Origin of the sequence: Variovorax sp. W1I1, from assembly GCF_030815625.1 — a bacterium.
Classification (GTDB): domain Bacteria; phylum Pseudomonadota; class Gammaproteobacteria; order Burkholderiales; family Burkholderiaceae_C; genus Variovorax; species Variovorax paradoxus_C.
Genome location: NZ_JAUSWZ010000001.1, coordinates 1,123,593 through 1,148,691 on the forward strand (window position 1 = coordinate 1,123,593; position 25,099 = coordinate 1,148,691).

Annotated in this window: 21 protein-coding genes; 8 read left to right on the forward strand and 13 right to left on the reverse strand. The window is 65.3% G+C overall.

Features of this window, described 5'->3' with window-relative positions; translation table 11 throughout:
* Positions 1-89 precede the first annotated feature (89 nt).
* Together xsc and QFZ83_RS05365 are read left to right on the forward strand one after the other, a co-directional pair.
* Positions 90-1,913: a sulfoacetaldehyde acetyltransferase gene (xsc, locus tag QFZ83_RS05360; protein WP_307503490.1), complete on the forward strand. Its 1,824-nt coding sequence runs from the start codon at positions 90-92 to the stop codon at positions 1,911-1,913.
* On the forward strand, positions 1,910-3,103 hold the full coding sequence (locus QFZ83_RS05365) for an acetate/propionate family kinase (RefSeq protein WP_307512637.1): 1,194 nt from the start codon (positions 1,910-1,912) through the stop codon (positions 3,101-3,103). The genes xsc and QFZ83_RS05365 overlap by 4 nt, the downstream gene beginning before the upstream one ends.
* Here QFZ83_RS05365 and QFZ83_RS05370 read toward each other — a convergent pair.
* Entirely contained in the window at positions 3,100-4,032 is a 933-nt protein-coding gene (locus QFZ83_RS05370; RefSeq protein ID WP_307503494.1) for a LysR family transcriptional regulator, read from the reverse strand. The genes QFZ83_RS05365 and QFZ83_RS05370 overlap by 4 nt on opposite strands.
* 83 nt (positions 4,033-4,115) lie before the next feature.
* Here QFZ83_RS05370 and QFZ83_RS05375 point away from each other — a divergent pair, with 83 nt between their 5' ends.
* From QFZ83_RS05375 to QFZ83_RS05385, 3 genes are all read left to right on the forward strand, one after another.
* Positions 4,116-7,055 carry a molybdopterin oxidoreductase family protein gene (locus QFZ83_RS05375; protein WP_307503497.1) on the forward strand — a complete coding sequence of 980 codons (2,940 nt, stop codon included), beginning with the start codon at positions 4,116-4,118 and terminating at the stop codon, positions 7,053-7,055.
* 107 nt (positions 7,056-7,162) lie between these two features.
* Entirely contained in the window at positions 7,163-7,888 is a 726-nt protein-coding gene (locus tag QFZ83_RS05380) for a 4Fe-4S dicluster domain-containing protein (RefSeq protein ID WP_307503500.1), read from the forward strand.
* A 4-nt stretch (positions 7,889-7,892) separates the two neighbouring features.
* Complete coding sequence (locus QFZ83_RS05385) at positions 7,893-8,825, forward strand: DmsC/YnfH family molybdoenzyme membrane anchor subunit (protein ID WP_307503503.1); 933 nt, start codon at positions 7,893-7,895, stop codon at positions 8,823-8,825.
* Here QFZ83_RS05385 and QFZ83_RS05390 read toward each other — a convergent pair.
* From QFZ83_RS05390 to QFZ83_RS05435, 10 genes are all read right to left on the reverse strand, one after another.
* A complete protein-coding gene (locus QFZ83_RS05390; protein ID WP_307503506.1) occupies positions 8,822-9,751 on the reverse strand; it encodes an SMP-30/gluconolactonase/LRE family protein in 930 nt (309 codons plus the stop codon). The genes QFZ83_RS05385 and QFZ83_RS05390 overlap by 4 nt on opposite strands.
* Before the next feature lie 13 nt (positions 9,752-9,764).
* Entirely contained in the window at positions 9,765-10,607 is an 843-nt protein-coding gene (locus QFZ83_RS05395) for a hypothetical protein (protein WP_307503509.1), read from the reverse strand.
* On the reverse strand, positions 10,604-12,007 hold the full coding sequence (locus QFZ83_RS05400; RefSeq protein ID WP_307503512.1) for a DUF2314 domain-containing protein: 1,404 nt from the start codon (positions 12,005-12,007) through the stop codon (positions 10,604-10,606). The genes QFZ83_RS05395 and QFZ83_RS05400 overlap by 4 nt, the downstream gene beginning before the upstream one ends.
* 132 nt (positions 12,008-12,139) lie before the next feature.
* Complete coding sequence (locus QFZ83_RS05405) at positions 12,140-14,020, reverse strand: Ig-like domain-containing protein (RefSeq protein WP_307503514.1); 1,881 nt, start codon at positions 14,018-14,020, stop codon at positions 12,140-12,142.
* A 272-nt stretch (positions 14,021-14,292) separates the two neighbouring features.
* A complete protein-coding gene (locus QFZ83_RS05410) occupies positions 14,293-14,874 on the reverse strand; it encodes an HD family hydrolase (RefSeq protein ID WP_307503517.1) in 582 nt (193 codons plus the stop codon).
* A gap of 66 nt (positions 14,875-14,940) precedes the next feature.
* Positions 14,941-15,336, reverse strand: coding sequence for a DUF4431 domain-containing protein (locus QFZ83_RS05415; protein ID WP_307503520.1), 396 nt, complete (start codon positions 15,334-15,336; stop codon positions 14,941-14,943).
* A 143-nt stretch (positions 15,337-15,479) separates the two neighbouring features.
* Positions 15,480-16,475 (reverse strand): bifunctional enoyl-CoA hydratase/phosphate acetyltransferase, encoded by a 996-nt coding sequence (locus QFZ83_RS05420; protein ID WP_307503523.1) that lies wholly within the window; start codon positions 16,473-16,475, stop codon positions 15,480-15,482.
* 96 nt (positions 16,476-16,571) lie between these two features.
* Positions 16,572-18,041, reverse strand: coding sequence for an MFS transporter (locus QFZ83_RS05425; protein ID WP_307503525.1), 1,470 nt, complete (start codon positions 18,039-18,041; stop codon positions 16,572-16,574).
* A gap of 55 nt (positions 18,042-18,096) precedes the next feature.
* Entirely contained in the window at positions 18,097-18,678 is a 582-nt protein-coding gene (locus tag QFZ83_RS05430; RefSeq protein WP_307503528.1) for a helix-turn-helix transcriptional regulator, read from the reverse strand.
* Between the two features lie 44 nt (positions 18,679-18,722).
* Positions 18,723-19,445: a hypothetical protein gene (locus QFZ83_RS05435; RefSeq protein ID WP_306882773.1), complete on the reverse strand. Its 723-nt coding sequence runs from the start codon at positions 19,443-19,445 to the stop codon at positions 18,723-18,725.
* A gap of 309 nt (positions 19,446-19,754) precedes the next feature.
* Here QFZ83_RS05435 and QFZ83_RS05440 point away from each other — a divergent pair, with 309 nt between their 5' ends.
* Both QFZ83_RS05440 and QFZ83_RS05445 read left to right on the forward strand, forming a co-directional pair.
* Positions 19,755-20,768, forward strand: a complete 1,014-nt coding sequence (locus QFZ83_RS05440; RefSeq protein ID WP_307503531.1) for a patatin-like phospholipase family protein — start codon at positions 19,755-19,757, stop codon at positions 20,766-20,768.
* A 283-nt stretch (positions 20,769-21,051) separates the two neighbouring features.
* A complete protein-coding gene (locus QFZ83_RS05445) occupies positions 21,052-21,324 on the forward strand; it encodes a hypothetical protein (protein WP_307503534.1) in 273 nt (90 codons plus the stop codon).
* Positions 21,325-21,360: 36 nt separating this feature from the next.
* Here the strand turns inward: QFZ83_RS05445 and QFZ83_RS05450 are convergent, their stop codons facing one another.
* Positions 21,361-23,238: a DUF2075 domain-containing protein gene (locus tag QFZ83_RS05450; RefSeq protein ID WP_307503538.1), complete on the reverse strand. Its 1,878-nt coding sequence runs from the start codon at positions 23,236-23,238 to the stop codon at positions 21,361-21,363.
* A gap of 1 nt (position 23,239) precedes the next feature.
* Positions 23,240-23,653 carry a nucleotide pyrophosphohydrolase gene (locus QFZ83_RS05455; protein WP_307503540.1) on the reverse strand — a complete coding sequence of 138 codons (414 nt, stop codon included), beginning with the start codon at positions 23,651-23,653 and terminating at the stop codon, positions 23,240-23,242.
* A gap of 245 nt (positions 23,654-23,898) precedes the next feature.
* On the opposite strand from QFZ83_RS05455, the gene QFZ83_RS05460 reads away from it, so the two are divergent.
* Positions 23,899-25,098, forward strand: coding sequence for a restriction endonuclease (locus QFZ83_RS05460; protein ID WP_307503543.1), 1,200 nt, complete (start codon positions 23,899-23,901; stop codon positions 25,096-25,098).
* The last annotated feature ends 1 nt before the right edge of the window (position 25,099 follow it).

Below are 25,099 nucleotides of genomic sequence, written 5' to 3' on the forward strand. Positions count from 1 at the left end.
GCCGGAAAGAAATTCGGAACAAGTGGTTCCGACTTTCGAGCTTCGGCATCCCGCCCGACCCCGCCCCATTCCCATCAGGAGACGCTTCCATGAGCCAGAAGAAACCAGCAGCACCCGCCCGCGAAGCCGTCACCGGCGTGCAGAAGATGACGCCCTCCGAGGCCTTCGTCGAGACCATGGTCGCCAACGGCGTGACCGACATCTTCGGCATCATGGGTTCGGCCTTCATGGACGCGATGGACATCTTCGCGCCCGCCGGCATCCGCCTGATTCCGGTGGTGCACGAGCAGGGCGGCGCGCACATGGCCGACGGCTATGCGCGCGTCTCGGGCCGCCACGGCCTCGTGATCGGCCAGAACGGCCCCGGCATCAGCAACTGCGTGACTGCCATCGCAGCCGCCTACTGGGCGCACAGCCCGGTCGTGATGATCACGCCCGAGACCGGCACCATGGGCATGGGCCTCGGCGGCTTCCAGGAGGCCAACCAGCTGCCGATGTTCCAGGAGTTCACCAAGTACCAGGGCCACGTGAACAACCCCAAGCGCATGGCCGAGTACACGGCGCGCTGCTTCGACCGCGCCATCTCCGAGATGGGCCCGACGCAGCTCAACATTCCGCGCGACTACTTCTACGGCGAGATCACCACCGAGATCCCGAAGCCGATGCGCGTGGAGCGCGGCGCGGGCGGCGAAAACAGCCTGAACGCAGCGGTCGAATTGCTGGCCTCGGCCAAGTTCCCGGTGATCCTCTCGGGCGGCGGCGTGGTGATGGGCGACGCCGTGGCCGAATGCCAGGCGCTCGCCGAGCGCCTGGGTGCGCCGGTCGCGAACGGCTACCTGCGCAACGACTCCTTCCCCGCGAGCCATCCGCTGTGGGCAGGCCCGCTGGGCTACCAGGGCTCCAAGGCCGCGATGAAGCTCATCGCGCAGGCCGACGTGGTGCTCGCGCTCGGCTCGCGCATGGGCCCGTTCGGCACGCTGCCGCAGCACGGCATGGACTACTGGCCGAAGGACGCGAAGATCATCCAGGTCGAGGCCGACCACACCAACCTCGGGCTGGTGAAGAAGATCACCGTGGGCATCCACGGCGATGCGAAAGCCACCGCCAAGGAATTGCTCAAGCGCCTGCAGGGCAAGACGCTCGCCTGCGATGCCACCAAGGCCGAGCGCGCCGACAAGATCAAGGCCGAGAAGGCCGCGTGGGAAAAAGAGCTCGACGAGTGGACCCACGAGCGCGACCAGTTCAGCCTCGACGCCATCGAGGAAGCCAAGGGCGAGAAGACACCGACCGGCGGCACCTACCTGCATCCGCGCCAGGTGCTGCGCGAACTGGAGAAGGCCATGCCGCCGCGCGTGATGGTCTCCACCGACATCGGCAACATCAACGCCATTGCCAACAGCTACCTGCGCTTCGAGGAGCCGCGCAGCTTCTTCGCGCCGATGAGCTTCGGCAACTGCGGCTACTCGCTGCCCACCATGATCGGCGCCAAGTGCGCCGCGCCCGACCGCCCGGCCGTGGCCTATGCCGGCGACGGCGCCTGGGGCATGAGCATGGTGGAAATCATGACGGCGGTGCGCCACGACATTCCAGTGACCGCCGTGGTCTTCCATAACCGCCAATGGGGCGCGGAGAAGAAGAACCAGGTCGACTTCTACAATCGCCGCTTCGTTGCGGGCGAGCTCGAAAGCGAGAGCTTCGCGGGCATCGCCAAGGCGATGGGCGCCGAGGGTATCGTGGTCGACAAGCTGGAAGACGTGGGCCCCGCGCTCAAGAAGGCCATCGACATGCAGATGAACGAAGGCAAGACCTGCGTGATCGAGATCATGTGCACCCGCGAGCTGGGCGACCCGTTCCGCCGCGACGCGCTCTCCAAGCCGGTGCGCTTCCTGGACAAGTACAAGGACTACGTCTGACCGAATCGCTGCTCACGCTGAACGCCGGGTCGTCGTCGATCAAGGTCGCGCTGTTCGCGGCGGGCGGCGACGGCGATGCGCTGCCGGCTGCGCGCTGGTCGGGGCAGGCAGATGGGCTGGGCGCCGGGCTGAAGGCAAGGCTGCGTGTGCGCGATGCGGAAGGTCGCACGCTGCACGACGCGGCGCTCGATGGCGACCAGCGCTCGCACCAGGGCGCACTTGCGGCGCTGCTCGAATGGCATGCGCAGCAAGGTGGTGGCGACCGCATCGCCGCGGTCGGCCATCGCATCGTGCATGGCGGCGTGAACTTCGTGGCGCCGGTGCGCATCGACGATGCGGTGCTCGCCGAGCTGGCCGCGCTCGAACCGCTTGCGCCGCTGCACCAGCCGCACAACCTGGCGGGCGTGCACGCTGCGATGAAGGCTTTCGATGGCGTGCCGCAGGTGGCGTGCTTCGACACGGCTTTTCATTCGACCCAGACCGAGGTCAACCGCCGCTTCGCGCTGCCTCGTGCGCTGCACGATGCGGGCGTGCGGCGCTATGGGTTCCACGGGCTTTCGTACGAGTCGATCGTCGCGCAGTTCATGCGGCTTGCGCCCGAGCTGGCGGACAAGCGCGTGATCGTTGCGCACCTGGGCAATGGCGCCTCGATGTGCGCGATGGCGCAAGGGCGCTCGGTCGCGACGACGATGAGCTTTTCGCCACTCGACGGCTTGACGATGGGCACGCGCTGCGGGCACCTCGACGCGGCCGTCGTGCTGTACCTCATGCGCTCGCATGGCATGTCGGCCGAACAGGTCGAGACGCTGCTGTTCCGCGAATCGGGGCTGCTCGGGCTGTCGGGTGTCTCGAGCGACATGCGTGAGCTCGAGGCCTCCGCCGCACCCGAAGCCGCCGAGGCGATCGCGCATTTCATCGAGCAGGTCGTGCAGCACATGGGCAGTCTCGCTGCGGCGCTGCGCGGTGTCGATGCGGTGATCTTCACGGGGGGCATCGGCGAGAACGCGAGTGCGTTGCGCGAGCGCATCCTCGAAGAGTGCGACTGGCTCGGCGTGCACGTCGATGCGGCCGCCAACGGCGCGGGCCATGCGCGGCTCACGACGCCCGAGAGTCCCGTGAGCGCCTGGATGTTGCGCACCGACGAAGAGGCGGTCATCGCGCGGCACACCGCGCAGGTCATCAGCGCCTAGCGACCAGCGGCCGTGCGCGGCACCGTCGCGCCGCAGTGCCGAAGGAAGTCGGCCGTCGCGCGCCCCAGCAACTTGTCGCGGTGCATCACCGTCGCGAGCCGCCGCATGCCCGCCGGAAGCCGTGTGCGCAGCTCGATCAGATGCCCGTCCTCCAACGCCTGCGCTACCGTGTAGCGCGAGAGGCAAGCCAGGGCCGTGCCCGAAGCCACCACGCGCTTGATCGCCTCGGTGCTGCCGAGTTCGAAGCCGACATGCACCTGCTCCAGGTTCTGGATCAGCCACGCATCGGTGACCTGCCGCGTGCCCGAGCCAAGCTCTCTCAGAACCCAGGTGGCCTGCGAAAGCTGGCGGTGCGTGGCTACGCGGTTCGCGAGCGCGTGACCCGGCGCGGCGACGATGACCAACTCGTCTTCGCGCCATGCGCGCACCACGAGATCGGGGTGCGTCTGCGGGCCTTCGATGAAGCCCACGTCCACCTCGAAACCGGCCACCGCTTCGATCACGTCGCGCGTGTTCGCGATGTGCAGGTGCACCTGGCTCTGCGGATGCAGCGCGGTCCATTGCGACACGCGCTCGGGCAGCAGGTATTCGCCGATGGTGAAGCTGGCCGCCACGCGCAGCGGCGCCGCATGCTCGCCGCTGAAGAGCGCCTGCACCTCGCCCGCCTGGTCGAGCAGCGCCTGCGCCTTGGGCAGCAGCGCGCGACCGTTCTCGTTGAGCACCAGCCGGCGGCCGATGCGGTCGAACAGCAGCACGCCGACGGACGACTCCAGATCGGCCAGCGCGCTGCTCGCAGCGGACTGCGAACGCGCCACGCGATCGGCGGCTGCGCGGGTGCTGCCGCCTCGCGCCGTGGCCACGAACACCTCGAGCTGGCGCAGGTTCAGGCGCAGGCGCTGAGGAAGCTGTTGATCTGATTTTCCGGTCATGGTGAGCGATATTCTCCGCTTTTCCGATTGATCGCGGCTCCCTAACATCGGCGCTGCCCCCGCTTGAAAACAAAGGACCGCCAGTGTTCAGTTTCCTGTCCAAAGAGCCCGTGCACGACCCGCTCACCGCGCCGACGCCCACGGCGGACACCGAGGTCAAGACCACCACCTGCTACATGTGCGCCTGCCGCTGCGGCATCCGCGTGCACCTGCGCGAAGGCGAGAAGGGCCCCGAGGTTCGCTACATCGACGGCAACCCGGACCACCCGCTGAACCAGGGCGTGATCTGCGCCAAGGGGTCCTCGGGAATCATGAAGCAGGTGTCGCCCGCGCGCATCACGCAGCCGCTCTTGCGCAAGGCCGGCAGCGAGCGCGGGGCAGGGGAGTTCGAGCCCATCAGCTGGGAGCGCGCCTACGACATGCTGACCGAGCGGCTCGGCAAGATCCGCGCGACCGATCCGAAGAAGTTCGCGCTCTTCACCGGGCGCGACCAGATGCAGGCGCTCACAGGCCTCTTCGCGCGGCAGTTCGGCACGCCCAACTACGCGGCGCACGGCGGCTTCTGCTCGGTCAACATGGCTGCGGGAATGATCTACACCATCGGCGGCAGCTTCTGGGAATTCGGCGGGCCCGACCTGGAGCGCGCCAAGCTGTTCGTGATGATCGGCACGGCCGAAGACCACCACAGCAATCCGATGAAGATCGCGATCAGCAAGTTCAAGCGTGCGGGTGGGCGATTCATTTCGATCAACCCAGTGCGCACGGGCTACTCGGCGATTGCGGACGAGTGGATTCCGATCAAGCCTGGCACCGATGGCGCGCTGTTCATGGCGCTGCTGCACGAGCTCATCGGCAACGAGCTGGTGGACCATGCGTTCCTCAAGCGCTTCACCAATGCACCGCAGCTCGTGGTGCTGGACGAATGCGAGCGCGAAGGGCTGTTCGCTTTTGACCCGGAGCGCGGTGTGCCTGGTGACGGGCGCAACCCGCACAACAAGCTGGTGTGGGACAAGGCCAGCGGCAGCGTGAAGCCGGCCTACCCCGAAGGCATCGCCGATGGCTGCGACCCAGCGCTCGAAGGCCACTACACGCTGGCCGACGGCACGCGCGTCGCGCCTTCGTTCCAGTTGCTGCGCGAGCGCGTGGCGCTCTGCACGCCCGAGTGGGCAGAGGGCATCACCGGCATCGATGCAGCGCGCATCCGCAAGCTCGCGCGAGAGATGGGCGAGACCGCACTGCAGCAGGCCTTCGAGCTGCCGATTCCGTGGACCGATGCGTGGGGCAAGAAGCACCCGACCACGCAGGCGCGGCCCGTGGCCTTCCATGCGATGCGCGGCTTGGCGGCGCATTCCAATGGCTTCCAGACCGTGCGCGCGCTCGCGGTGCTGATGAGCGTGCTCGGCACCATCGATGCGCCGGGGGGCTTTCGCCACAAGGCGCCTTACCCGCGGCACATCGTGCCGAACTACCGCGCGTTCAACGACCCCGGAATGATCCAGCCGAACACGCCGCTCAACGCCGCGCCGCTGGGCTTTCCGGCGAATCCGGAAGAGCTGGCGATCAACCCCGATGGCTCGCCGATCCGCATCGACCATGCCTTCTCGTGGGAGCACCCGCTGTCGGCGCACGGGCTCATGCACAACGTGATCACCAACGCGGTGAAGGGCGACCCCTACCGCATCGACACGCTGCTGATCTTCATGGCCAACATGGCGTGGAATTCGAGCATGAACACCATGGGCGTGCGCGAGATGCTCAACCGCAAGGACGAGAAGGGCGAGCACATGATTCCCTTCCTCGTGGTGTGCGATGCCTTCCAGAGCGAGACCGTGGCTTTTGCCGATCTCGTGCTGCCCGACACCACGTACCTGGAGCGGCACGACGTGATGGGCATGCTCGATCGGCCGATTTCGGAGTTCGATGGGCCGGTCGATTCGGTGCGCGTGCCCGTGGTGCCGCCGACCGGCGAGTGCAAGCCCTTCCAGGAGGTGCTGATCGAACTGGCGTCTCGCCTGAAGTTTCCGGCCTTCACCACGCCGGAGGGCGGGCGCAAGTACACGGGCTACCCGGACTTCGTCGTCAACTTCGAGCCGCAGCCGGGCATCGGCTTTCTCATGGGCTGGCGCGGCAAGGACGGCACCGAGCATCTGCGTGGCGCGCCGAACCCGAAGCAGTGGGAGGCGTATGCAGCGAACAACTGCGTGTTCCAGTACCACATGCCCGAGACCATGCACTACATGCGCAACTGGAACCGGGAGTACCTCGATTTCGCGAAGGACAAGGGTTGGCGCCAGCGCAACGACCCGGTGCAGCTGGCGCTGTACTCCGACACGCTGCAGAGCTTTCGCCTCGCGGCGCAAGGCAAGAGCCCGGGGCGGCAGCCGCCCGATGCACTGCGTGAGCGCATCGACACCTACTTCGATCCGCTGCCATTCTGGTATCCGCCGCTCGAGGAGGCCGCGACCGATCTGGAAGCCTATCCACTCAACGCACTCACGCAGCGGCCGATGGCGATGTACCACTCGTGGGATTCGCAGAACGCGTGGCTGCGGCAGATCCACAGCCACAACTACCTGCATGTGAACCCACTGACCGCCGAGGCCGCGGGCATTGCGGATGGCGGCTGGTGCTGGGTCGAGAGCCAGTGGGGCAAGGTGCGCTGCATGCTGCGCTACAGCGAGGCGGTGGAACCCGGCACGGTGTGGACATGGAATGCGATCGGCAAGGCCGATGGTGCGTGGCAACTCGCCCCCGGTTCGGACGAGGCGCGCAAGGGCTTCCTGCTCAACCACCTGATCAGCGAGGAACTGCCATGCGAAGGCACGGCGAGCGGGCGCATCAGCAATTCCGATCCGATCACCGGGCAGGCGGGCTGGTACGACGTGCGGGTGCGCATACGGCCGGCGGAACCAGGCGAACCGGAAGAGAGCTATCCGCAGATCGCGAGCATGCCGAGCGTGCCTGGGGTGCTTGGCAAGGCGGCGAGTGTGTTGACGTACTTTGCGGGGCGGAGCAAGAAATGATGCAGTGGCTGAAAGACCTGATGGCGTCCGCTCCCGTCTTGCCCCCTCTCCCGCTTGCGGGAGAGGGCTGGGGTGAGGGCAGCGGCGCTGGAACTGGCGGCGCCGTGATGAAGGCCGCTGCACCCTCACCCCAACCCTCTCCCGCAAGCGGGAGAGGGAGCCAATCCAAACGCGCAGAGCCTGGCGAAACCCTCGCCAAGCAACTCGCCCTCGTCATCGACCTCAACGTCTGTGTCGGCTGCCACGCGTGCGTGACCTCGTGCAAGCAATGGAACACCTCCGGCAGCGCCGGCCCGCTCGCCGACGAGCGACCTTACGCCGCCAACCCGACCGGCACCTTCTTCAACCGCGTACAGACCTACGAGGCCGGCGCCTTTCCAGCGACCGAGACGGTGCACCTCCCCAAGAGCTGCCTGCACTGCGAAGACCCGCCCTGTGTGCCCGTGTGTCCGACCGGCGCGAGCTACAAGCGCAAGGAAGACGGCATCGTGCTCGTCGATTACGACAAGTGCATCGGCTGCAAGTACTGCGCATGGGCCTGCCCCTACGGCGCGCGCGAGCTCGATGAAGAACGCCAGGTCATGACCAAGTGCACCCTCTGCGTGGACCGCATCTACGACGAGCTGCTGCCCAAGGAAGACCGCAAGCCCGCCTGCGTGAAGGCCTGCCCCACGGGCGCGCGCCTCTTCGGCGATGTGAAGGACCCGGACTCCGAGGTGTCGAAGGCGATTCGCGAACGCGGCGGCTACCAACTGATGCCGGAGTGGGAGACCAGCCCGGCCAACCAGTACCTGCCGCGCCGCATCACGCAATCGACGGACGCGCAGGGGTAACGGCATGCATCCCGCGTTCTCGATTCTTTTCTTCACCACGCTGGCCGGTGCGGCGCAGGGCCTTGTGTTCACGCTGGCGCTCGGTGCGCTGTTCGGTCTGGAGATGGCGCCGGGCTTTCTGACGATCGCATTGGGCGTGGCCGAGGTGCTGCTTGTGGCGGGGCTCGCCGCCTCGTTCATGCACCTGGGCCGCAAGACCCGTGCATGGCGCGCGGTGCTGATGTGGCGCACCTCGTGGATGTCGCGCGAGGTCATCGTGCTGCCGGGCTTCATTGCGCTGGTCGCGCTGTGGTGGCTGTGGCTGCGCTTCGGCGTGGGCGCGCCGTGGTCGTGGCTGCTGCCCGTGCTGGTGCTGCTCGGTGCTGTCGCGCTCTGGTACTGCACCGCGATGATTTATGCGTGCCTGCGCTTCATCGAGGAATGGGCGCATCCGCTCACCATCGTCAACTTCACGCTGATCGGGTTGTCGTCGGGGCTGGTGCTCGCGTGCGCGATGGCGGCCGTCGCTGGCGAGGCGCGCTTCGTGCAGGTCTTCGGGCCGTGCGCGCTCGTTGCCACGCTGGCGGCGTGGGCCGCGCGCGGACAGGCATTGCGGCGCAACGCCGGCATTCGCCACAAGTCGACGCTGCAATCGGCCACCGGCATCCGCACCGAGAAGCTGGTGCAGAAGTCGATGGGCATGTCGGCCGGGTCGTTCAACACGCGGGAGTTCTTTCATGGCGCATCGCTGGCCGCGCTGAAGAACATCAAGCTCGGCTTCCTGCTGTTTGCCTTCGTGCTGCCTGCGCTGCTGCTGGCGTGGGGCCTCGCGAGCGCGGCCGTGCTTCCGTGGCTGCTCGCGGTGCTGGTGCAGGCACCGGGCCTGCTGGCCGAGCGCTGGTTCTTCTTTGCACAGGCCAAGCACCCGCAGAACCTGTATTACCAGGTCGTGTCCTAGGCCTCGTAGTTCAGCGCAAGCCCGGGCGTCGGCCAGTCGTCGATGGCAATCAGCCTTCCGCTGCCCGAGAGCGTGATGTAGGCCGTTCGCCGGTCGCGCCCACCGAAGCAGATGTTGGTGGTGTAGCGGTCGGGCAGCGGCACATGCTCGACGGTGCCGCCATCGGGCGCGACGATGCTGATGCCGCCGTGCAGCAGCGTCGCCACGCAGAGATTGCCGAGCGCATCGACAGCCATCGAATCGAAGCGCTGGTAGTGACCGCCCGGGGAGGCGCAGAGCATGCGGCCGCCGTGCGGCGAAGGCCAGCCGTCCTTTCGCACGCGGCCCGGCGCGGTGATGTCGAAAGCCCAGACGCGCGCGCCCTCGGTCTCTGCGTAGTAGAGCGTGTCGCCATCGGGTGAGAGCGCGATGCCGTTGGGCGTCATCACCGGCCGCGCGATCACGCGGGCTTCGCGGCCGTCGGCGTGGCCGTAGAAAAGGCCGCCCCGGTCCATGTCGCGCTCGCGGGTCTTGCCGAGGTCGGTGAAGTAGAAGCCGCCGTGCGCATCGAACACGATGTCGTTGGGGCCGCAGAGCGCGCCGCCTTCGACCGTGTCGAACAGGCGCTCGGCGCGGCCGGTGGCCAGGTTCACGCGCTCGATGCGGCCGCCCGAATAGTCCGCGGCCTGCCCCACGGGGCGATGACAGCCGTCGGCCTCGGTGTGCCATTTGAAGCCGCCGTTGTTGCACACGTAGACCGCGCCGTCCGGCCCGATGGCCGCGCCGTTGGGTCCGCCGCCCAGGTCGGCCACCACCTGCACCAGCCCGTCATGCCGCACGCGCGTGAGCGTGCCGCGCGCGATTTCGACCAGCAGCACCGAGCCATCGTCCATGGCGATCGGGCCTTCGGGGAATTGCAGGCCGTTGGCGAGTTCGCGGATGTGCATGGCGGGGGGCTTTCTATGAAACTCGAGCGGTGGCCTGTGAGAAAGTCGGCCCTCGAATCGCCGCCCGCGCCAGTCGCCACGCGACGAGCAGGAAGACCAGCGGCAGGACGATCGTCTGTAGCACGAAGAGTGCGATCAGTTTCACGATGCGCTCGGCCCATTCCGAGGCGGACTTGAGAATCTGGTCGTAAGTCGCTTTGAGGTTGGGCAGCTTCGGCAGCCAACGTTCGACGCGTTCTCTCCAGCCTTCCTGGGCCGAGGGCGCCTCTTGTGTCGCGTCGATCACCGCAGTCGGTGATTTCTCGATGCCGGACAAGGCAGCCTGGTAGTCGTTTGCCATGAAGGCGCGATAGACACCCTCATTCGCCACGGCGCAGAGCGGCACCGCGAAGCGCACCAATAGCAATCCGATCAAGGCTGATTGCAGCCACCGCGGTGACGTACCTCGTCGCCAGCGCGCAATGCCCCATGCGAGCGCGACCCCGCACACGAGGCCGGACATCAATTGGTGCGCACCGATGTTCAGAAGCACCAACTGGATTCCGAATGACACGCTGGCGGCCAGCATGATGGCCGCGAACTGTTCGATCAATTCGTTCAACGGTTTCACGGCCTGCCCTGGTGCAAAGCTGACGCCGACGCCGCCCGGTGTCGCATCGACTTGCGTACCCTGGGCGACGGAAACAACTGCGCCCAGCGCCCGTGCAGCAGCGAAGGTGGTGAGTGCGCGCTTCAAACCCTCGTTGATTTGTTCGCGTGCCGGGGCATCGACGGGAGCCAACCAGCAGCCGACAAAGACGGCCAGGGCGACAAGAAGGAGGTAGGCGCGTTGCAGCGGGATGGATTTCATGGTCATTTTTTGCCCTGCTGGCGCCCGATGATCTTGCCGGTCTCGTTGCCTTCCTCGCGGCCATCGGGATAGCGGCGGATGTAGTCGAAGAGCTTGGCCTGAGACACCTTGACCATCTGCCCGGCATGCAGTCCGGTCACGTCGACCGGTTCGTTCTTCAGCAGGCCTTCGATGGTGTCACCGTTCCATCGGGCGATCTCGACCCACATCCATTCGTTGCCGCCTTCTCGTGTGGTGAACGGGGCCTTCACGAGGATGTACTCGCCGGGTTGCAGGCCTTTGTTGAAGGTATCGCGCAGCTTGGCAAGTTGCGCGCCGGCGGCCTTGCTGGCGGCGAGCAGTTCGTCGTTGTGCTTGAGGCGAGTGACCGCATCTTCGTTCGCGCCGAAGATGGCGGTGAGCAGGGCCGTCTGCTGCGCGTAGCGGTCGGGGCCCTTGTAGCGGTCGAAGCGGATCTCGAAAAGGCGGTTCTGCGGATCGCCGCTTTCCCATTTGCCGTTTACCAGCGAGAGCTTCGCGACAGGCGCCGCATTGGGTTTCAGGCTCTTGAGCTGTGGGTCGCGCGCGCCGGAGTGCTTCAACCCGCGCAGGTCGAGGTCGAACTGCCCGGCGCGAGCGATGGTGGCGCCTTCGACCATGGCTTGAGCGAACACGTTGACCAGATTGCCCATAGGCCGGTTCGAGGACCACGAGAAGTCACTCACGACAACGTCGGGCAGGCCGAGCTTCGACATGCCGAGTGTGATGGCGCGCACCAGGTTGTCGCTGCGATAGGCGTGGATGACCGTGTGCATCGCCACGTCGGGGACGCCGTTTTCCCAGGAGTCGATGCGGCGCTTCCGCCATTCGTCGGGCGTGAAGACCTCGCGCGTTTCTTCGTCCCACAACAGACCGTTGCCGTCGCGCGCGACCTGCAGAGCCACGTCGATGGCTTTGAAAAGTGCGGTCCGAGCCTGCGGTGCCGGATGCGCGAAGTCGAGGATCAGCGCCTGCTCGGTGCGCTGCAGGGCCTCGGCCTGTTCACGCGAAAGACCGCGGCCGAAACGCTGCAGCAGGTCCGTGCTGGGCGGCCGGTAGTCCTTCTGTACCGTGGTCGTGTTCCATCGGGCGAGCACGATTGCTTGGGTCAACGAAGCCGGCGGTGGCGCGGCCGTCACGAGCTTGGGACTGCCGCTGATCTGCGCGAGGCGATTGCGCAGAGACGTCAACGGTTCCGCGGCCGGGCGCTTGGGGTAATAGATGGCGAACTGAAAATGAATTGGCCCCGCGGCGACCGGAGAACCCGCGGGCACCGGCTCTCCAGGCGTTGCGCCGGGAGGTGCTGCAACGGCCGATGCAGCCATGAAGGCCGACAAGAAGCAGGCGAGTACCGCGGAGAAGAGAGGGGCGTGAAGCAGCTTTGGCATGCTGCCATTCTGTGGCCTCGCGGCGTCTGCGAGAAGACGCGGCGGAAATTCGGGCTGGCGTTCGAGAGCCTTTGTTTGTGCGGGCGCGGCAGTGAATCGAAGCAGTGCTGAGGGCAGCGTGGTCACTCGATCTCAAGACCCACTGCGCTCCCGCGACGCCACAGCCGTCCGCACCTTCGGCACAGCCACCACCGCTGCCGGGGCAGCAGCCTGCGTCATCAGCTGCTCAGCCACGTCCTTCTCCCCCTCCTTCAACGCCAGTGCCCGATACGGCATGATCTGCGCGTTCACCTGCATGTTCGCCGACACGCTGGCGATGTTCCCCATCGCGTCCACAGCCCGCGCCTCGATGCTCGCGTAGCCGGCCGCACCCGGCGTCCAGTTGCACGTATACGGCGCGGCCTTCACCGTGCACAGCGTCTTCCCATCCACGATGAACTGAAGCTCTGCAATGCCCGAGTTGGCTTGCGCCGCGGCTGACAGCGTCGTCGTCCGGCTCACCCCCGTCGCTGCGGGCACCGCCACCGACACCACCGGCGGCGCCACATCCGCCGGCGCATTCACCATCACATTCGCAGTCGCCATCGCCGAGTTGCCCGCCGCATCCACGCCGATCACGCGAATCGTCTGCATGCCCGGCGTCATCGGCGTCCAGGTGCAGGTGAAGGGCGGTGCTTCGAAAGTGCAGATCGGAATGCCATCGGCCCCCGCCACCTTCACGCCCCAAACGCCCACGTTGTCCACCACGGCCGGCGCAATGGTGACTGGCTGCCCCAGCGTGGCCATTGCGGGCGCCGAGACCGACACCGTCGGCGGCACGTTGTCCGCGCCGCCCAGCGACATGTCGATGGTGAAGGTCGATTGCCCCTTCACCGCCTTCTGCTCGAACGCATCAAAGATCGTGAACCAGCTCGCCGTCGGTGAACGCCCGGGCGCCGATGCCTTCACCAGCAGCGTCGACTTCGCGCTGTTGAAGCAGGTGAAGCCGCAAGCCCAGTCGAAAGAAAAGCGCCCCGCCTCATCGACCACGCCCTGCGCCAGCAACACCATCGGCTGCTCCGTCGATGTGCCGGCATTGCGCCACACCGACACCTGCGCGCCCGGCAATGCGGCGCCCGTTCCGCGATCGGTGATGCGCACCTGCGTGGCCGTCGTGCCCGCCATGAATTTCGACGTGCCGTACTTCGGCCAGTCGCTCCAGTCGGTGTTGATGTTGGCCTTGGTGCCCGCGGTGAAGCGAATCATGTTGAGCGTAATGACCCGATTCGTCGCCGGGTCGCGCCGCTGCTCGAACACGGTGCCCAGCAGCGGATCGAGCCGCCAGCTCTGGCGGGTCCACCAGTAGCGGTCGGTGTCGCTCATCAGCGCCAGGTCGGCCTGCGGTGCGGTGCCGGTCGTGTCCTTCACCGCCGAGGCGTTGTAGTACTCGCCCGCGCCGGCGCCGAACACGTGCTCCAGCTCGTGCAGCAGCGTCTTGAGCTGGCGGCCCAGGTAGTCTTTTTCTGTGGATTCGGGCGCGGCCTTGGTGATGTCGCGCGACAGGCGCAGCGGATCGTGAATCGCGATCCAGTTCAGGTTCCAGGCCACGCCCTTCTGCGGAAAGGTCCAGCTTGCGGCAAGGCCGCCGTGGCTGTAGCCCCGCGCCGACTTGGAGATGCACACCGCGATCTCGCCGTTCACCAGTCCGTTGTGGCTGCAGGCCGGCGCTTCGGCGGGGGCGATCAGCTGCAGGTCGTTGACCGGATCGAAGACGAAGCTGCGCACCGTTTCGCGCGTGAACACCGTGTTGACGTCGGCCACGTACTGCGCCAGGCGCCGGCCCGCTTCCGCGGCGCCGATGCCGTCAGCCAGCACTGGATCGACGAAAAGCTTCAGCCGATGGACGCTAGGCGTCGCCTTGCCGACTTCGTTCAACCCGGCCCAGGCGGCCGCCGGGCCGAAGAACACGGCGCAACAGCCAAGCACCACACCGAGGCGACGCGCACCTGCAACCAGCGAAAAAGAAGTGCGCATCGAACACGTGAAGTTGTTTCAAAAATGTAAGTTTAGTGTGTGGAAAGTGTCACAAGCATCTGTTACTTACATTACAGAAACACTTTTTGTGTGTTTTATACAACTTGCGGTAGATGAGAGCCCGAGTCGCGACCGACGCCGGCAGCAGCCGGCGGGGCGGAACTCAGGTGATCAAAGTGCTGGCCGGGGCGGTAGAGCGTCGTCAGTGACGCTCTTGGTCACTGCGGGCCGCGTGTGATCGCACCGCGAGGCAGAACCTCGCTCTCCCTGCGCTATCGGTGGACCGGCGCCGCCGACATCCTGCGCCGCGTGGCGTCGTCGAGCAGTTCGCGCAGCGAGCTGAAGAGCGGCGCAGTCCCCGTGTGCTTGCGCCCATATCCCAGGTTGAACGCGTAGTCGAAATCCTCCGGGTTCGCACCCTGGCTGTGCTGCAGGATCGTCTCGAGCTTGTCGAGCGCCTTCACCGCCTTGGCCTCGGGCGAGGCGGCGGCTTCGTACTCGTCCCACAGCGCGAGCAGCTCGCCGCGCAGCTTGTCATCGAGCGGCGCCATCAGCGTCAGCAGATCGTTGCGCTCGCGCTCGCTCTTGTCGGGATGCGCGTGTTGGCTGATCGCCGGAATGTCGCCATGGATCGCCTCACCCAAGTCGTGCACCACGCACAGCTTCAGCACGCGCAGCAGGTCGAGCCCGGCCAGCTCTTCTTCGAACGCCATCGCCATGAGGCACAGCCGCCAGCTGTGCTCGGCCGTGCTCTCCGCGCGGCCGGAGGAGGTGTGGCCGCTGCGCAGCACGTCCTTGAGTTTTTCCGCCTCGCGCAGGAAGGCGAGCTTGCCCTTGAGTTGCTCGATGTTCATCGGCGGGATCGTAGGGAGGCGATCGGGCGATGTCCACGCATGAGATATGCGCGGGGCTTGCGGGCATTACTTTGCGGGCGTGATGGACACCGGAAAAATCAGCACGTTTGTCTGGTGGTTGCCGTTGTCCGAATGAAAGAGCTTGCCGGTTACCTTGACCGGCTGCCCCTTCAAACGCTTGAACGCCGCCATGTTCTTTTCGTCGAGCGCCAGGTGCAGCAGCACCACGCCTTTCTCGGCGGGCCAATCACGTGGCTCGTCTTCTGGAACGGAGATCGGCTCGGTGAGCCGTATCGCCGGGAACTTGATCTTCTTGTCGTCTGGGGTGATGCCATCACCGGAAAGAAGCGTGCCCTGAAGTGTGACGATGGCGGGCTCGTATGGGTAGGTCTTTGCCGAGGAGATCGAAGTGGCCAGTGTCAGTGCGAGGACCAGGGACAGGGCGACGAGAGAACGATTCATTGCGGGAAAAGATGGGTTGCGATTCAGGGCGGCGGTACCGAGTGCTGTGACATTCGAGTCGGCGCAGCGCGGCCGATGGTAGGTGCGCGCCTGCGAAGTGACAAAGCTAAAAAGAGACACCCACGCGAACTTCAATCGACGAGTCACCCCACCGCCTTGATCAACCGATCCTTCCCCGCCTTCACCAGCATCGAAGCCACCGCACAAGACGCTAGCCGCGCCGATTCCGAATCCGCCCGGCTCGTCAGGATCACCGGCACCTTCGTGCCCAGCACGATGCCCGCCGCATAGGCGCCGCCCAAAAATGTGAGGCTCTTGGCGAGCATGTTGCCCGCGTCAAGATCGGGCACGATCAGCACGTTGGCGCGGCCGGCCACCGGCGAGACGATGCCCTTGATGCGCGCGGCCTCGGGGTCGATGGCGTTGTCCATGGCCAGCGGGCCGTCGAGCTGCGCGCCGGTGATCTGGCCGCGGTCGGCCATCTTGCAGAGCACGGCGGCGTCGAGCGTGGAGGGCACCTTGGCGTTCACCGTTTCGGTGGCCGAGAGAATCGCCACCCGCACGGCCGGCATGTGCAGCGCATGCGCGAGGTCGATGGCGTTCTGCACGATGTCGACCTTCTCTTCGAGCGTGGGCGCGATGTTGATCGCCGCGTCGGAAATGACCAGCGGCTGCGCATGGCCCGGAATGTCCATCACGAAGCAGTGGCTGATGCGCCGCGAGGTGCGCAGCCCGCCTTCGCGCCGCACCACCGCGCCCATCAGCTCGTCGGTGTGCAGGCTGCCCTTCATCAACGCATCGACCTCGCCGCGCAAGGCCATCGCCACGGCGGCGTCGGCCGCGGCGTGGCTGTGCGGCGCATCGACGATGGTGAGGTGCGAGATGTCGGCGCCGGCCTCGCGCGCCGCGGCTTCGATCTTCGCGCGCGGGCCGACCAGCGTCGGCGCGATGAGGCCCAGCGCGGCCGAAGCCAGCGCCGCTTCGAGCGACACCGCGTTGACCGGGTGGACCACCGCGACGCGCAGCGGGGGGAGGGCGCGGGCGGCGGCGATCAGGCGGTCGTAGTGCGGGTGCGGCGCGGCGGAGTGAGGAGTTGAAGAAGACGAAGAAGAAGGAGAAGAAGGAGGTGAAGACGCCATGCGGACTCCGGAAGATGAGTAAGGGGCGGACGGGCAGATGCAGTCAGCGGAGTTTGCAGCAAGCACCGTTGCCAAGGGCCGGGCGCTATCAGCCGTTCAGCGCGAAGCCTGCGGCGCAGCAGCGTCGCCGTGCCCGCTCACACGTGCGCCCGCATTGCGCGGCAAGCCCGCCGCATCGATCAGCGCCAGCAACGCCAGCGCCGCCACCAACCCCAGCGCGATCCGAAAGTCCGCCACGCCCGGATGGCCCGCATGCCCCGTGAAGCGTTGGGCCACGCTCAGCGCGATCGCGCCGAACGCGATGCCGATGCCCGCGCTCAGTTGCTGGAACATGCTGAACAGCGTCGTCGCGCTGCTGGTCTGCGCGGGCGTGGTGTCGCAAAAGGCCAGCGTGCTGAAGGCCGTGAACTGCATCGAGCGGCACATGCCGCCCACCACCATCACCGCGGCCATCACCGCGAGCGGCGTGTCCGGCGACAGCGCCGCGCAGGCCACGAACCCCAGCGCCACCAGCACGCCGTTGACCATCAGCGTGCCCCGAAAACCAAGGCGCCGCATCACCCAGCCCGTGGCCGGCTTCATGCCCAGGTTGCCCGCAAACAGCGCCAGCATCATGAAGCCAGAGGCGACCATGCTGAAGCCGAAGGCCAGCTGGAACATCAGCGGCAGCAGAAACGGCGCCGTGCTGATCGCCACCCGAAACAGCGACCCGCCGAACACCGACACCCGGAACGTCTGCACGCCGAAGGCCGACAGGCCGACCAGCGGATGGCTCGTGCGCCGCAGGTGCCACAGCGCCCACGCGAGCGAACACGCGCCACCCGCCACGAAGGCCAGCGCCTGCGGCCAGTCGATCGCGGTGTGGCTCAGCAGGTCGAGCCCGTACATCAGCGCGGCAAGACCCGCGCCGCTGGCAAAGAAACCGGGCCAGTCGAATGGCCGCCGCTCCCCCGGTGCGCCGTCGATCCAGCGCAGGGCCAGCACCAGGGCCACGGCGCCCAGCGGCACGTTGAGAAAGAAGATCCAGTGCCAGGTCCATGCGCTGGCGATCCAGCCGCCCAGCGGCGGGCCCAGGATCGGCGCGACCAGCCCGGGCCAGGTGATCGTGGCAATGGCTTTCACCAGCCCGCTCTTGGGCGTGCTGCGCAACACCACCAGCCGGCCCACCGGCACCATCAGCGCGCCGCCGATGCCCTGCAGGATGCGCGCCGCCACGAACACCGGCAGGCTCTGCGCGAGGCCGCAGGCCACCGAGGCCAGCGTGAAGAGAAGGATCGCGCTCGCGAACACCTGGCGCGGACCGAAGCGGTCGGCCACCCAGCCGCTCACCGGAATGAACACGGCCAGCGCCAGCAGGTAGGCGCTGATGCCGATAGACAGCGCCACCGGCGCCACGCCGAAGCTCTGCGCCATGGCCGGCACGGCGGTGGTGATGATGGTGGCGTCGAGGTTCTCCATGAAGAACGCGGCAGCGACGAGGAAGGCGACGCGCCGGCTGCGCGGCGGGTCGGCGGCCGGGGCGGCGGGAGCGGCCGGCGCAGTTGGATCGGGGCGAGCAGAGGTCATGGGCTTGGCGAGCATAGCGACGCAGCGCCAGTCGCAGAGGAACCCCCGCGCATGCCTAAAGCGTCTCCACCAACCGCGCCGACGTCCCATCGGACAGCGTGAGCCGCGTCCACCGGCAACGGCTCTGCGCAATGGGCACGAGCTGCGAACTGTTGGTGCCCGTCGCGAACTCCAGCGAGGGCGGCGCGAGCGCATCGCGCCAGCCGATGCCGTCGAGCATCGCCTCCTTGCCCGCGATCTCCGGCGTGGCATAGCGCCAGAGCGAGCGGCCCAGCAGCAGCGAGAGCGGCGCGCCGAACTCGGCGGCCCTGCGCGCGGACGAGGCCAGCAGGCGATGCGTGATGTCGCACACCAGATGCACCGGCCGCGGGCTCTCGTTGACCAGCCTGGCCAGCGCATGGTCGGCGGCCGCATCGAGCCGCGCCGACAACAACGCCTCGGCGCGTGCGCGCTCGGCGGGCTCCATCGCCTGCGTGCCGGACTCCCAGCGCGAGATGGTCGATTGATTGACGTTGAAGAGCTCGGCCGCGTGCGATTGCTTCACGCGATGCAGCAGGCGCCAGCGCTTGAGGGCTGGGCCGAGCGAAGGGGTGGAGGGCGTGGAAGGGGCGGCGGGAACGATCGGTGAGGTTTGCATGTTCGCTGGCGTGGCGTGCGGATGCCTTGAGGAGGGGCTTGGCCCTATGCCGATTTCTTCCAATCGTCCAACCCGATCTTCTCGACCTTGGCACTCCCGTCGACAAAGGTCCACCTGAACATGCGCTTCTTGTCTTTGCGCGACGAGCTCTTCGGCTTCATGAATGTGTAACCGCTGGACGAGACCCCTTGCACGTACTTCCTGCCCGTGTGCGAGGCGTGATCCGTGGTCGCCACGGTCGGCGCGTTTTCGGTCTTGGTCGGGTGATAGGCACTGACGAAAGACTCCCATCCCGCGACATGCAAAGGATCTGTGGAGCCGTAAGCCGTTTGATACCCGACGGCGAACATGCTGATGAACGACAGGTCTTGCACATCGAGGCCATGCGCTGTCGGGTCGTAGTCGCGGAAGCGAGTGTCTCCAATTGCGCCTTCGTCTTGCTGCCCGGAGTAGCAAGCAACAAAGCTCACCTTGTCGGCACGCGGTATGCCGGCAGTGCCCAGCTTTGCAATCATGGTGCTCGGACCAGCGCCTGCGATTTGCCCGCTTCCCTCTTGCCCATGCGCAACGATGTAGAGGCCCACGTTCACCAGCGTTCCGGTGGCAGTGGTTTGCGCGGTCGAAGGTACTTGGCCTTGCCTTTCCCAGCGGTTGACTTCGCTGAGTTGTCCACCGCTCGATATCTTCTTCCAGACAACGCGCGTGGTCGCAGACCGGGTGTCCTTCGAATACTTTTCGAACAGCCCCAATGCGCTCTTGGTCGTCATGTCCGTTCCGCCCGGACCCCCTTCGATGACCACAATCCAAAGTTCTTTAGCGTACATCTGCGCCTCCTGAGACAACCCGTGCCGACGACTGCGAACCGAGCCGGCAGCGTACTAGGAATGAGCCGCTTCGCATATAGGCGGAAAGGCGGCTACAGCCTCCCTGAAGAGGCCTCCGATGCCCGGCGTGGGCCGCTCTGAATACTTCCAACTTAGGCATCCCCGGCCCTTCGTATCGACACCGAAAATTTCCAACGCTGCGCGACCCGATCGGCGCACCATACGCGTCCAGCCCAACAAGGAGCACGACCCATGTCCTTCAAGATTCTCTGCTGCGACGGCGGCGGCATTCGCGGCATCATCACGGCGCTGCTGATCCAGGACCTCGACCAGCGCTTCGGCATCGTCAAGAACGCGAACGGCTTTGCCGGCACTTCTACCGGCGGCCTCATATCGCTGGGCCTGGTGAGCGGCGTGGACATCGGCGCCATCGTCGACCTCTACAAGAACCACGGCGCCACCATCTTCCAGCCCAACGGCTGGTTGCTCGACGCCCAAGCCAAGCAGCAAGACCGGCCACCGGCGCAATCGAATGAAGAACTGCTGGGCAGCGGCCCGGGCATCTTCAGCTGCCAGTACGTCAACACGGGCCTGGCGACCGTCGCCCGCAAGCTGGTGGGCAACGGCGCCATGTCGTCGGCGAGCCGCTTCGTGGCCGTCAATTCCGCACGGCTGTGGGACCCGGGCCAGAGCAGCTGGGAGCCATGCACCATCTCCAACGGCCCGCGCAACGCCTACCGCGATATCGCCATGGTGGACGCTGCGCTCGCCACCTCGGCCGCGCCCACGTATTTTCCGCCGTACCAGGTGGGCGACTTCGGCTACTTCGCCGACGGCGGCACCTTCGCCAACAACCCCTCGATGACGGCGCTGGTGGAGGCCATCTACCAGGGCTACGCCACGGGCACGTCGGACATCGTGATGCTCTCGCTGGGCACCGGCGTCAACCCCGTGGGCGTGCCGATCGGTTCGGTGTCCGATCCGCTGAACTGGGGCGTCACGCATTGGCTGTGGCCTTTCAGCAATGGCACGGTGCCCGCTACGGCGCTGCTCAACCTCACCATGGACGCCACCGCGGAGCTGGCGGCGACGCAGGCCGGCCAGATGCTCGGGGGCAACTACATGCGCGGCAACGTGCCGCTGGCCCAGCCGTTCGGCTTGGACGACTACAAGAACGTGGGCGCGCTCGTGACCGCGACGCAGAACTACATCGAGACATCCGAATGGGCCGCGGTGCGCAGTTGGGTGCAGCAGAACTGGGTGTGAATGAGGCGGTGGGCGATGCCGAATCGCGCGGGCAGAGGGGCGTTTTGCCTTGCCTTGCCGATGTGGGAAAAGTTGGCTGGATGCGCGATTTGTTCGGTGCGCGAGCGCTCCATCGAAGCGTTTCTTTTCTTATATTCGACGACCGCCGCGCCTCACGGCGGGACATCGAAATGCACACCGCAGCGATGTCGATGTGAGGCAGAAAAGGCGACGGCCAAGGTGCGCTAACACCATGGCCGTCTGACCAATCAACGTGCAACAACTTCGAAAGAGCGCACATCAAATGGCTGATCAAATTATCGCCGGGCAAAACTCGCCCACTTCCCACGACGGAACCTGGGGCCCTGACGCGTCGGACATTCTTGAGAACAAGTTGACCCAACTGCAATCTCTGCTGCACTGCTGCTACGGGGATGAGCAGGAGTTGCTCGAAGCGATTGGGGCGAGGCATCGGGGCAATCTCATGTGGATTGGGGCGGATTTGGCGGACGACGTCGCCCGGCTCACGCAACAACTCTTGAAGAGAATCCGCGTGCTAGATCAGCAGAAGGCCTGAAGGATCGAGGTGGGCATCACCGCCCATCTCCGATCCTCATGCCGGGACCGCAGCGATCGCACCGGGTGACAGCCGGGCGCGGAAATAAGCTGCGGTCTCTTCGTCGCTGCAGTAGACGTAGCACCCCTTCATGCCTCGCGTCATCAACGTGCGGTAGGTGTTCTTGATGATGAGGTCAGCTTCTGCAGCGGCTTTTTTAGGATCGGCTTTGGCCCGAACCTTGTAGCCACGCAATGTCTTGTCGTACCGGTCTCGTGCCGCTGGCACGGTCTTGACGTTTCCATCGCGCACGATCAGGTCCGGCCCGATGATCACCCCGATGTAGTCGACCTCCAGCCCTTGGCAGGTGTGGATGCAGCCAACTTCGTTGATCGAGTTCGGCGCAATGATCCACAGGCTGCCATCGACATCGAGGTTCCAGCGCTTACGGTATTCACCGATGACGATGTCGAAGGCCTTCGGGTCTTTCTTGCTGGTCCACGGCCAGCAATAGCCGGCCACGACGCGCGCAGTGCCCGACGTGTTCTTCGCCGCGATCGATGCATGAAGCTCGTCGGGTGTGCCGAAAACCTTGAAGTCGAATTCGGCGGGAGTAAGCGTCTTGTTCGCAGTCGGGCGAACGTCCAGCGTGTCGTCCAGCCACGCGATGTAGCCGTCCGAGCCACTGCACCTGAACTGAGAAGCCAGTTCGTGCTCCGACACCTCCGCGCCCTTGCCGATGCCGAAGTCGCGAATGGTCTTCTTGGTGCCGATGTCGCTCAGCGTCACGCGCTGGTCCTCATCGATGAAGAACACAGTGCACTTGGCGGCGGCGATGAGTTCCTTGACCTGGTTCTCGCCCAGGTTGCCGTACAGGCCACTCTTCTCGTTCAAGCGGTGGGCCTCGTCCACGATCAGCACGTCGAACTGGTCGGCGGGCGTGTCGATGAAACCACCAGAGCCCGTGAAGAGGTTGGAGTAACGCGTGCGCGTCATCGTGCCGGCGAGCTTGGTTTCGTAGACGCGCCTTGGCGCAGCGTTCTTCGAAACGTACTTGCAGTTCAAGCCCGCGCCCATCAACGTGACAAGCGCATTGATGGCGAGAACCGTCTTGCCAGTACCCGGCCCGCCTTCGACGATCACCACCTTGGGGCTCGTGCTCGATGCGGCTCGACCTGCGGCCAGGATGTTCTCGTAAACCTCCTTCTGGTCGTCGATCAAGGTGAACTCGGCATTGCCCTTCAGCAAGCCTGCGAGGCTGTCGCTGAGCGCCTTCGATGGCCTGATTCGGCCGTTCACCAATTCGTAGAGCACGCTCGGATCGCCGAACTTGATGTGCTGCTTGATGAAGTTGCGCAGCAAGCCTCGCTCGGTCTCGCCTCGGAGGAACAGCGGCGCCTTCGCGATGTAGCCGGCATAGTGGTCCGAGTCGATGACGCCATCGCGTTCGTAGTTGTGGAGGTACGCGCAAGCCTGAACCGAGATGCCGCCGGAATAGACCGCTTCGTTGAAGCCCTCCATCAACGAGGCATAGGACCACGCTTGGTACGAGGGATGAACCACCTCCCGATGTCCTCCGCCAAGGTAGGTGTTGACCAACGCGTCCTTGGTCGAAGCCTTCACCTTGTCCCATTGCTTGAGCTCGACGATGACGACGTTCTTCGAGTTGTCGAGACCTCGGCCGGTGAGGCTGATGTCGATGCGCTTGGAGCTTTGCGGGATATGAAGCTCGACAGCGACGCCGACATCATTCGGAATTTCAGAATCGCTGAGGACTCTCGACATGTAGCCAAGCGAATCCCTCCACGACCTCATTTCTGCCGCTGGCACCTTGCGGCCGGTGGCGCCGAAGTACTTGGCGAGGATGACATCTTCGATGTCCCTGTCGTTGTTGTCGCTGAGAAACTGCTTCTTGTCGGCCTCGTAGACGATCACGTCAGTCCTTCCCAGATTCGCCGGCTTCGGGCTGGCCGTGCTTCTTGCTGCTGCCCCGGACCTTGTCTGCGGGATAGCGCATGGCGTTGTCCTTCAGCTTCTGCTGGACCGCCGCGTCGAGGTCCACGCCCAAGACCGAGGAGAGGCGCACGAGGTAAAGCAGAACGTCCGCAAGCTCGTCTTGCACGGCCTTCGCGGTTTGGGAATCTCGGCCGGCCTCTTTGGACGCGGCCTCGGACATCCATTGAAAGATCTCGTTCAGTTCGCCGACTTCGCCCGTCAAGGCCATCACCAAATTCTTGGGTGAGTGGAACTGCGCCCAATCGCGCTCCGTGGCGAATTGATCGAGCTTCGCGGCGAGTCGGGTGACATCGACGAGGAGGGCGTCTTGCCCTGAACTGCCTTCCTCGGTCACACGCGTTCTCCTGGTTTTCCCGAGTCCGTGCGGAGCTGGGCGTGAGCGTTCAGACGGGAGTTCATGAAATGAGTGTATCTAGCGTCGGGCCGCGATTAGCGGGCTCTCCTCTGAGAAATGTCTGAACGCGGCCCGAAATCGGTCAAGATTGTCAAATCTAATGCTTGCAGGCATATCGCGAGGAATGGTTCTGGCCAGCCTTCTCGAGTTCGCTCTGGCTGCCCCTTTTGACCTCCGCTTGGACCATGACGCGCATATTCAGCTTCGAGGACTTGCCGACTGCCGACCTTGTGGTGGATGCGATCTATGAAGGTGGCAGCGCTCGCAATACGGGCAGCGATCCCATCGCGAAATTGCTACCGGGTTCCGGCAACCAAGGCGGCTTTCGTGCATCTGGTGCTGGCGCAAAGAAGAAGTTTGTCGTCCTCTACTCAAGCGGTGAAGAGGGCGATTGGCCGGATCGCCTTGATCTGAATACGGGCCAGTTCGTGTACTACGGCGACAACCGGACGCCGGGCCACGACCTTCATGACACGACGCGTCGCGGCAATCTCATCCTGAAGGCGGCCTTCGAGAACGCGCACGGAGATGCGGCGAAGCGATCACAAGTCCCCCCGTTCTTCGTCTTCACCAAGTGCCCCACGGCAAAGAGCAACAGGTCCATCCAATTCAAGGGGCTTGCCGTGCCGGGGTTTTCGGGTCTCCCCATGACGGAGGATTTGGTGGCGGTGTGGAAGACGACCTCAGGCGAACGGTTTCAGAACTACCGCTCGGTCTTCACGGTGCTCAATGCAGCCACCATTCCGCGCGGGTGGATCAACAGTCTCGACTCGCAAGAGATCGCCTTGGCAACGGCGCCGAGTACGTGGCGCTCTTGGGTGGAAACGGGCGCGTACAGCCCGTTGATGTCCGAGCCCACGAAGGTGATTCGAACGGAGAGTGAGCAGACGCCAGACACGCCGCTCAAAGCCGCGATCTTGGAGCGCGTTTGGGCGCACTTCAAAGACTCGCCTTTTGCGTTCGAATCGTTCGCTGCACGGGTTTACCAGCTGATGGATCGGCGCGTGATCATTGACGAGATCACCAGAGGTAGCGTGGATGGCGGACGAGATGCCATCGGTAGGTACTTGCTAGGCCTGAGTGCTGATCCCGTGTACGCAGAGTTCGCTTTGGAGGCCAAGTGCTATCGACCTAGTTCTGCAGATGCCCCAGCAAACACGGTTGGTGTGCGTGAAGTGGCGCGATTGATCTCTCGCATTCGCCATCGCCAGTTCGGCGTGTTGGTCACCACGTCGGTGATCGCTCGGCAGGCCTACACGGAGGTGAGGGATGACCGGCATCCCATCGTTCTCATCAGTGGGCGAGATATTGCTGAAATCTTGATCCAAGCGGGCTACGGTTCGGTCGAGCGAGTTAGCGAACTGCTTTGTGGGTGGGCAGCCTGAC

Bases quoted from the DNA above. Each gene is read 5' to 3' on its own strand.
- xsc (WP_307503490.1), top strand. From the start codon at position 90: ATGAGCCAGAAGAAACCAGCAGCACCCGCCCGCGAAGCCGTCACCGGC.
- QFZ83_RS05370 (WP_307503494.1), bottom strand. From the start codon at position 4,032: ATGACCGGAAAATCAGATCAACAGCTTCCTCAGCGCCTGCGCCTGAAC.
- QFZ83_RS05380 (WP_307503500.1), top strand. From the start codon at position 7,163: ATGAAGGCCGCTGCACCCTCACCCCAACCCTCTCCCGCAAGCGGGAGA.
- QFZ83_RS05385 (WP_307503503.1), top strand. From the start codon at position 7,893: ATGCATCCCGCGTTCTCGATTCTTTTCTTCACCACGCTGGCCGGTGCG.
- QFZ83_RS05390 (WP_307503506.1), bottom strand. From the start codon at position 9,751: ATGCACATCCGCGAACTCGCCAACGGCCTGCAATTCCCCGAAGGCCCG.
- QFZ83_RS05395 (WP_307503509.1), bottom strand. From the start codon at position 10,607: ATGACCATGAAATCCATCCCGCTGCAACGCGCCTACCTCCTTCTTGTC.
- QFZ83_RS05400 (WP_307503512.1), bottom strand. From the start codon at position 12,007: ATGCCAAAGCTGCTTCACGCCCCTCTCTTCTCCGCGGTACTCGCCTGC.
- QFZ83_RS05405 (WP_307503514.1), bottom strand. From the start codon at position 14,020: ATGCGCACTTCTTTTTCGCTGGTTGCAGGTGCGCGTCGCCTCGGTGTG.
- QFZ83_RS05410 (WP_307503517.1), bottom strand. From the start codon at position 14,874: ATGAACATCGAGCAACTCAAGGGCAAGCTCGCCTTCCTGCGCGAGGCG.
- QFZ83_RS05415 (WP_307503520.1), bottom strand. From the start codon at position 15,336: ATGAATCGTTCTCTCGTCGCCCTGTCCCTGGTCCTCGCACTGACACTG.
- QFZ83_RS05420 (WP_307503523.1), bottom strand. From the start codon at position 16,475: ATGGCGTCTTCACCTCCTTCTTCTCCTTCTTCTTCGTCTTCTTCAACT.
- QFZ83_RS05425 (WP_307503525.1), bottom strand. From the start codon at position 18,041: ATGACCTCTGCTCGCCCCGATCCAACTGCGCCGGCCGCTCCCGCCGCC.
- QFZ83_RS05430 (WP_307503528.1), bottom strand. From the start codon at position 18,678: ATGCAAACCTCACCGATCGTTCCCGCCGCCCCTTCCACGCCCTCCACC.
- QFZ83_RS05435 (WP_306882773.1), bottom strand. From the start codon at position 19,445: ATGACGACCAAGAGCGCATTGGGGCTGTTCGAAAAGTATTCGAAGGAC.
- QFZ83_RS05440 (WP_307503531.1), top strand. From the start codon at position 19,755: ATGTCCTTCAAGATTCTCTGCTGCGACGGCGGCGGCATTCGCGGCATC.
- QFZ83_RS05445 (WP_307503534.1), top strand. From the start codon at position 21,052: ATGGCTGATCAAATTATCGCCGGGCAAAACTCGCCCACTTCCCACGAC.
- QFZ83_RS05460 (WP_307503543.1), top strand. From the start codon at position 23,899: ATGACGCGCATATTCAGCTTCGAGGACTTGCCGACTGCCGACCTTGTG.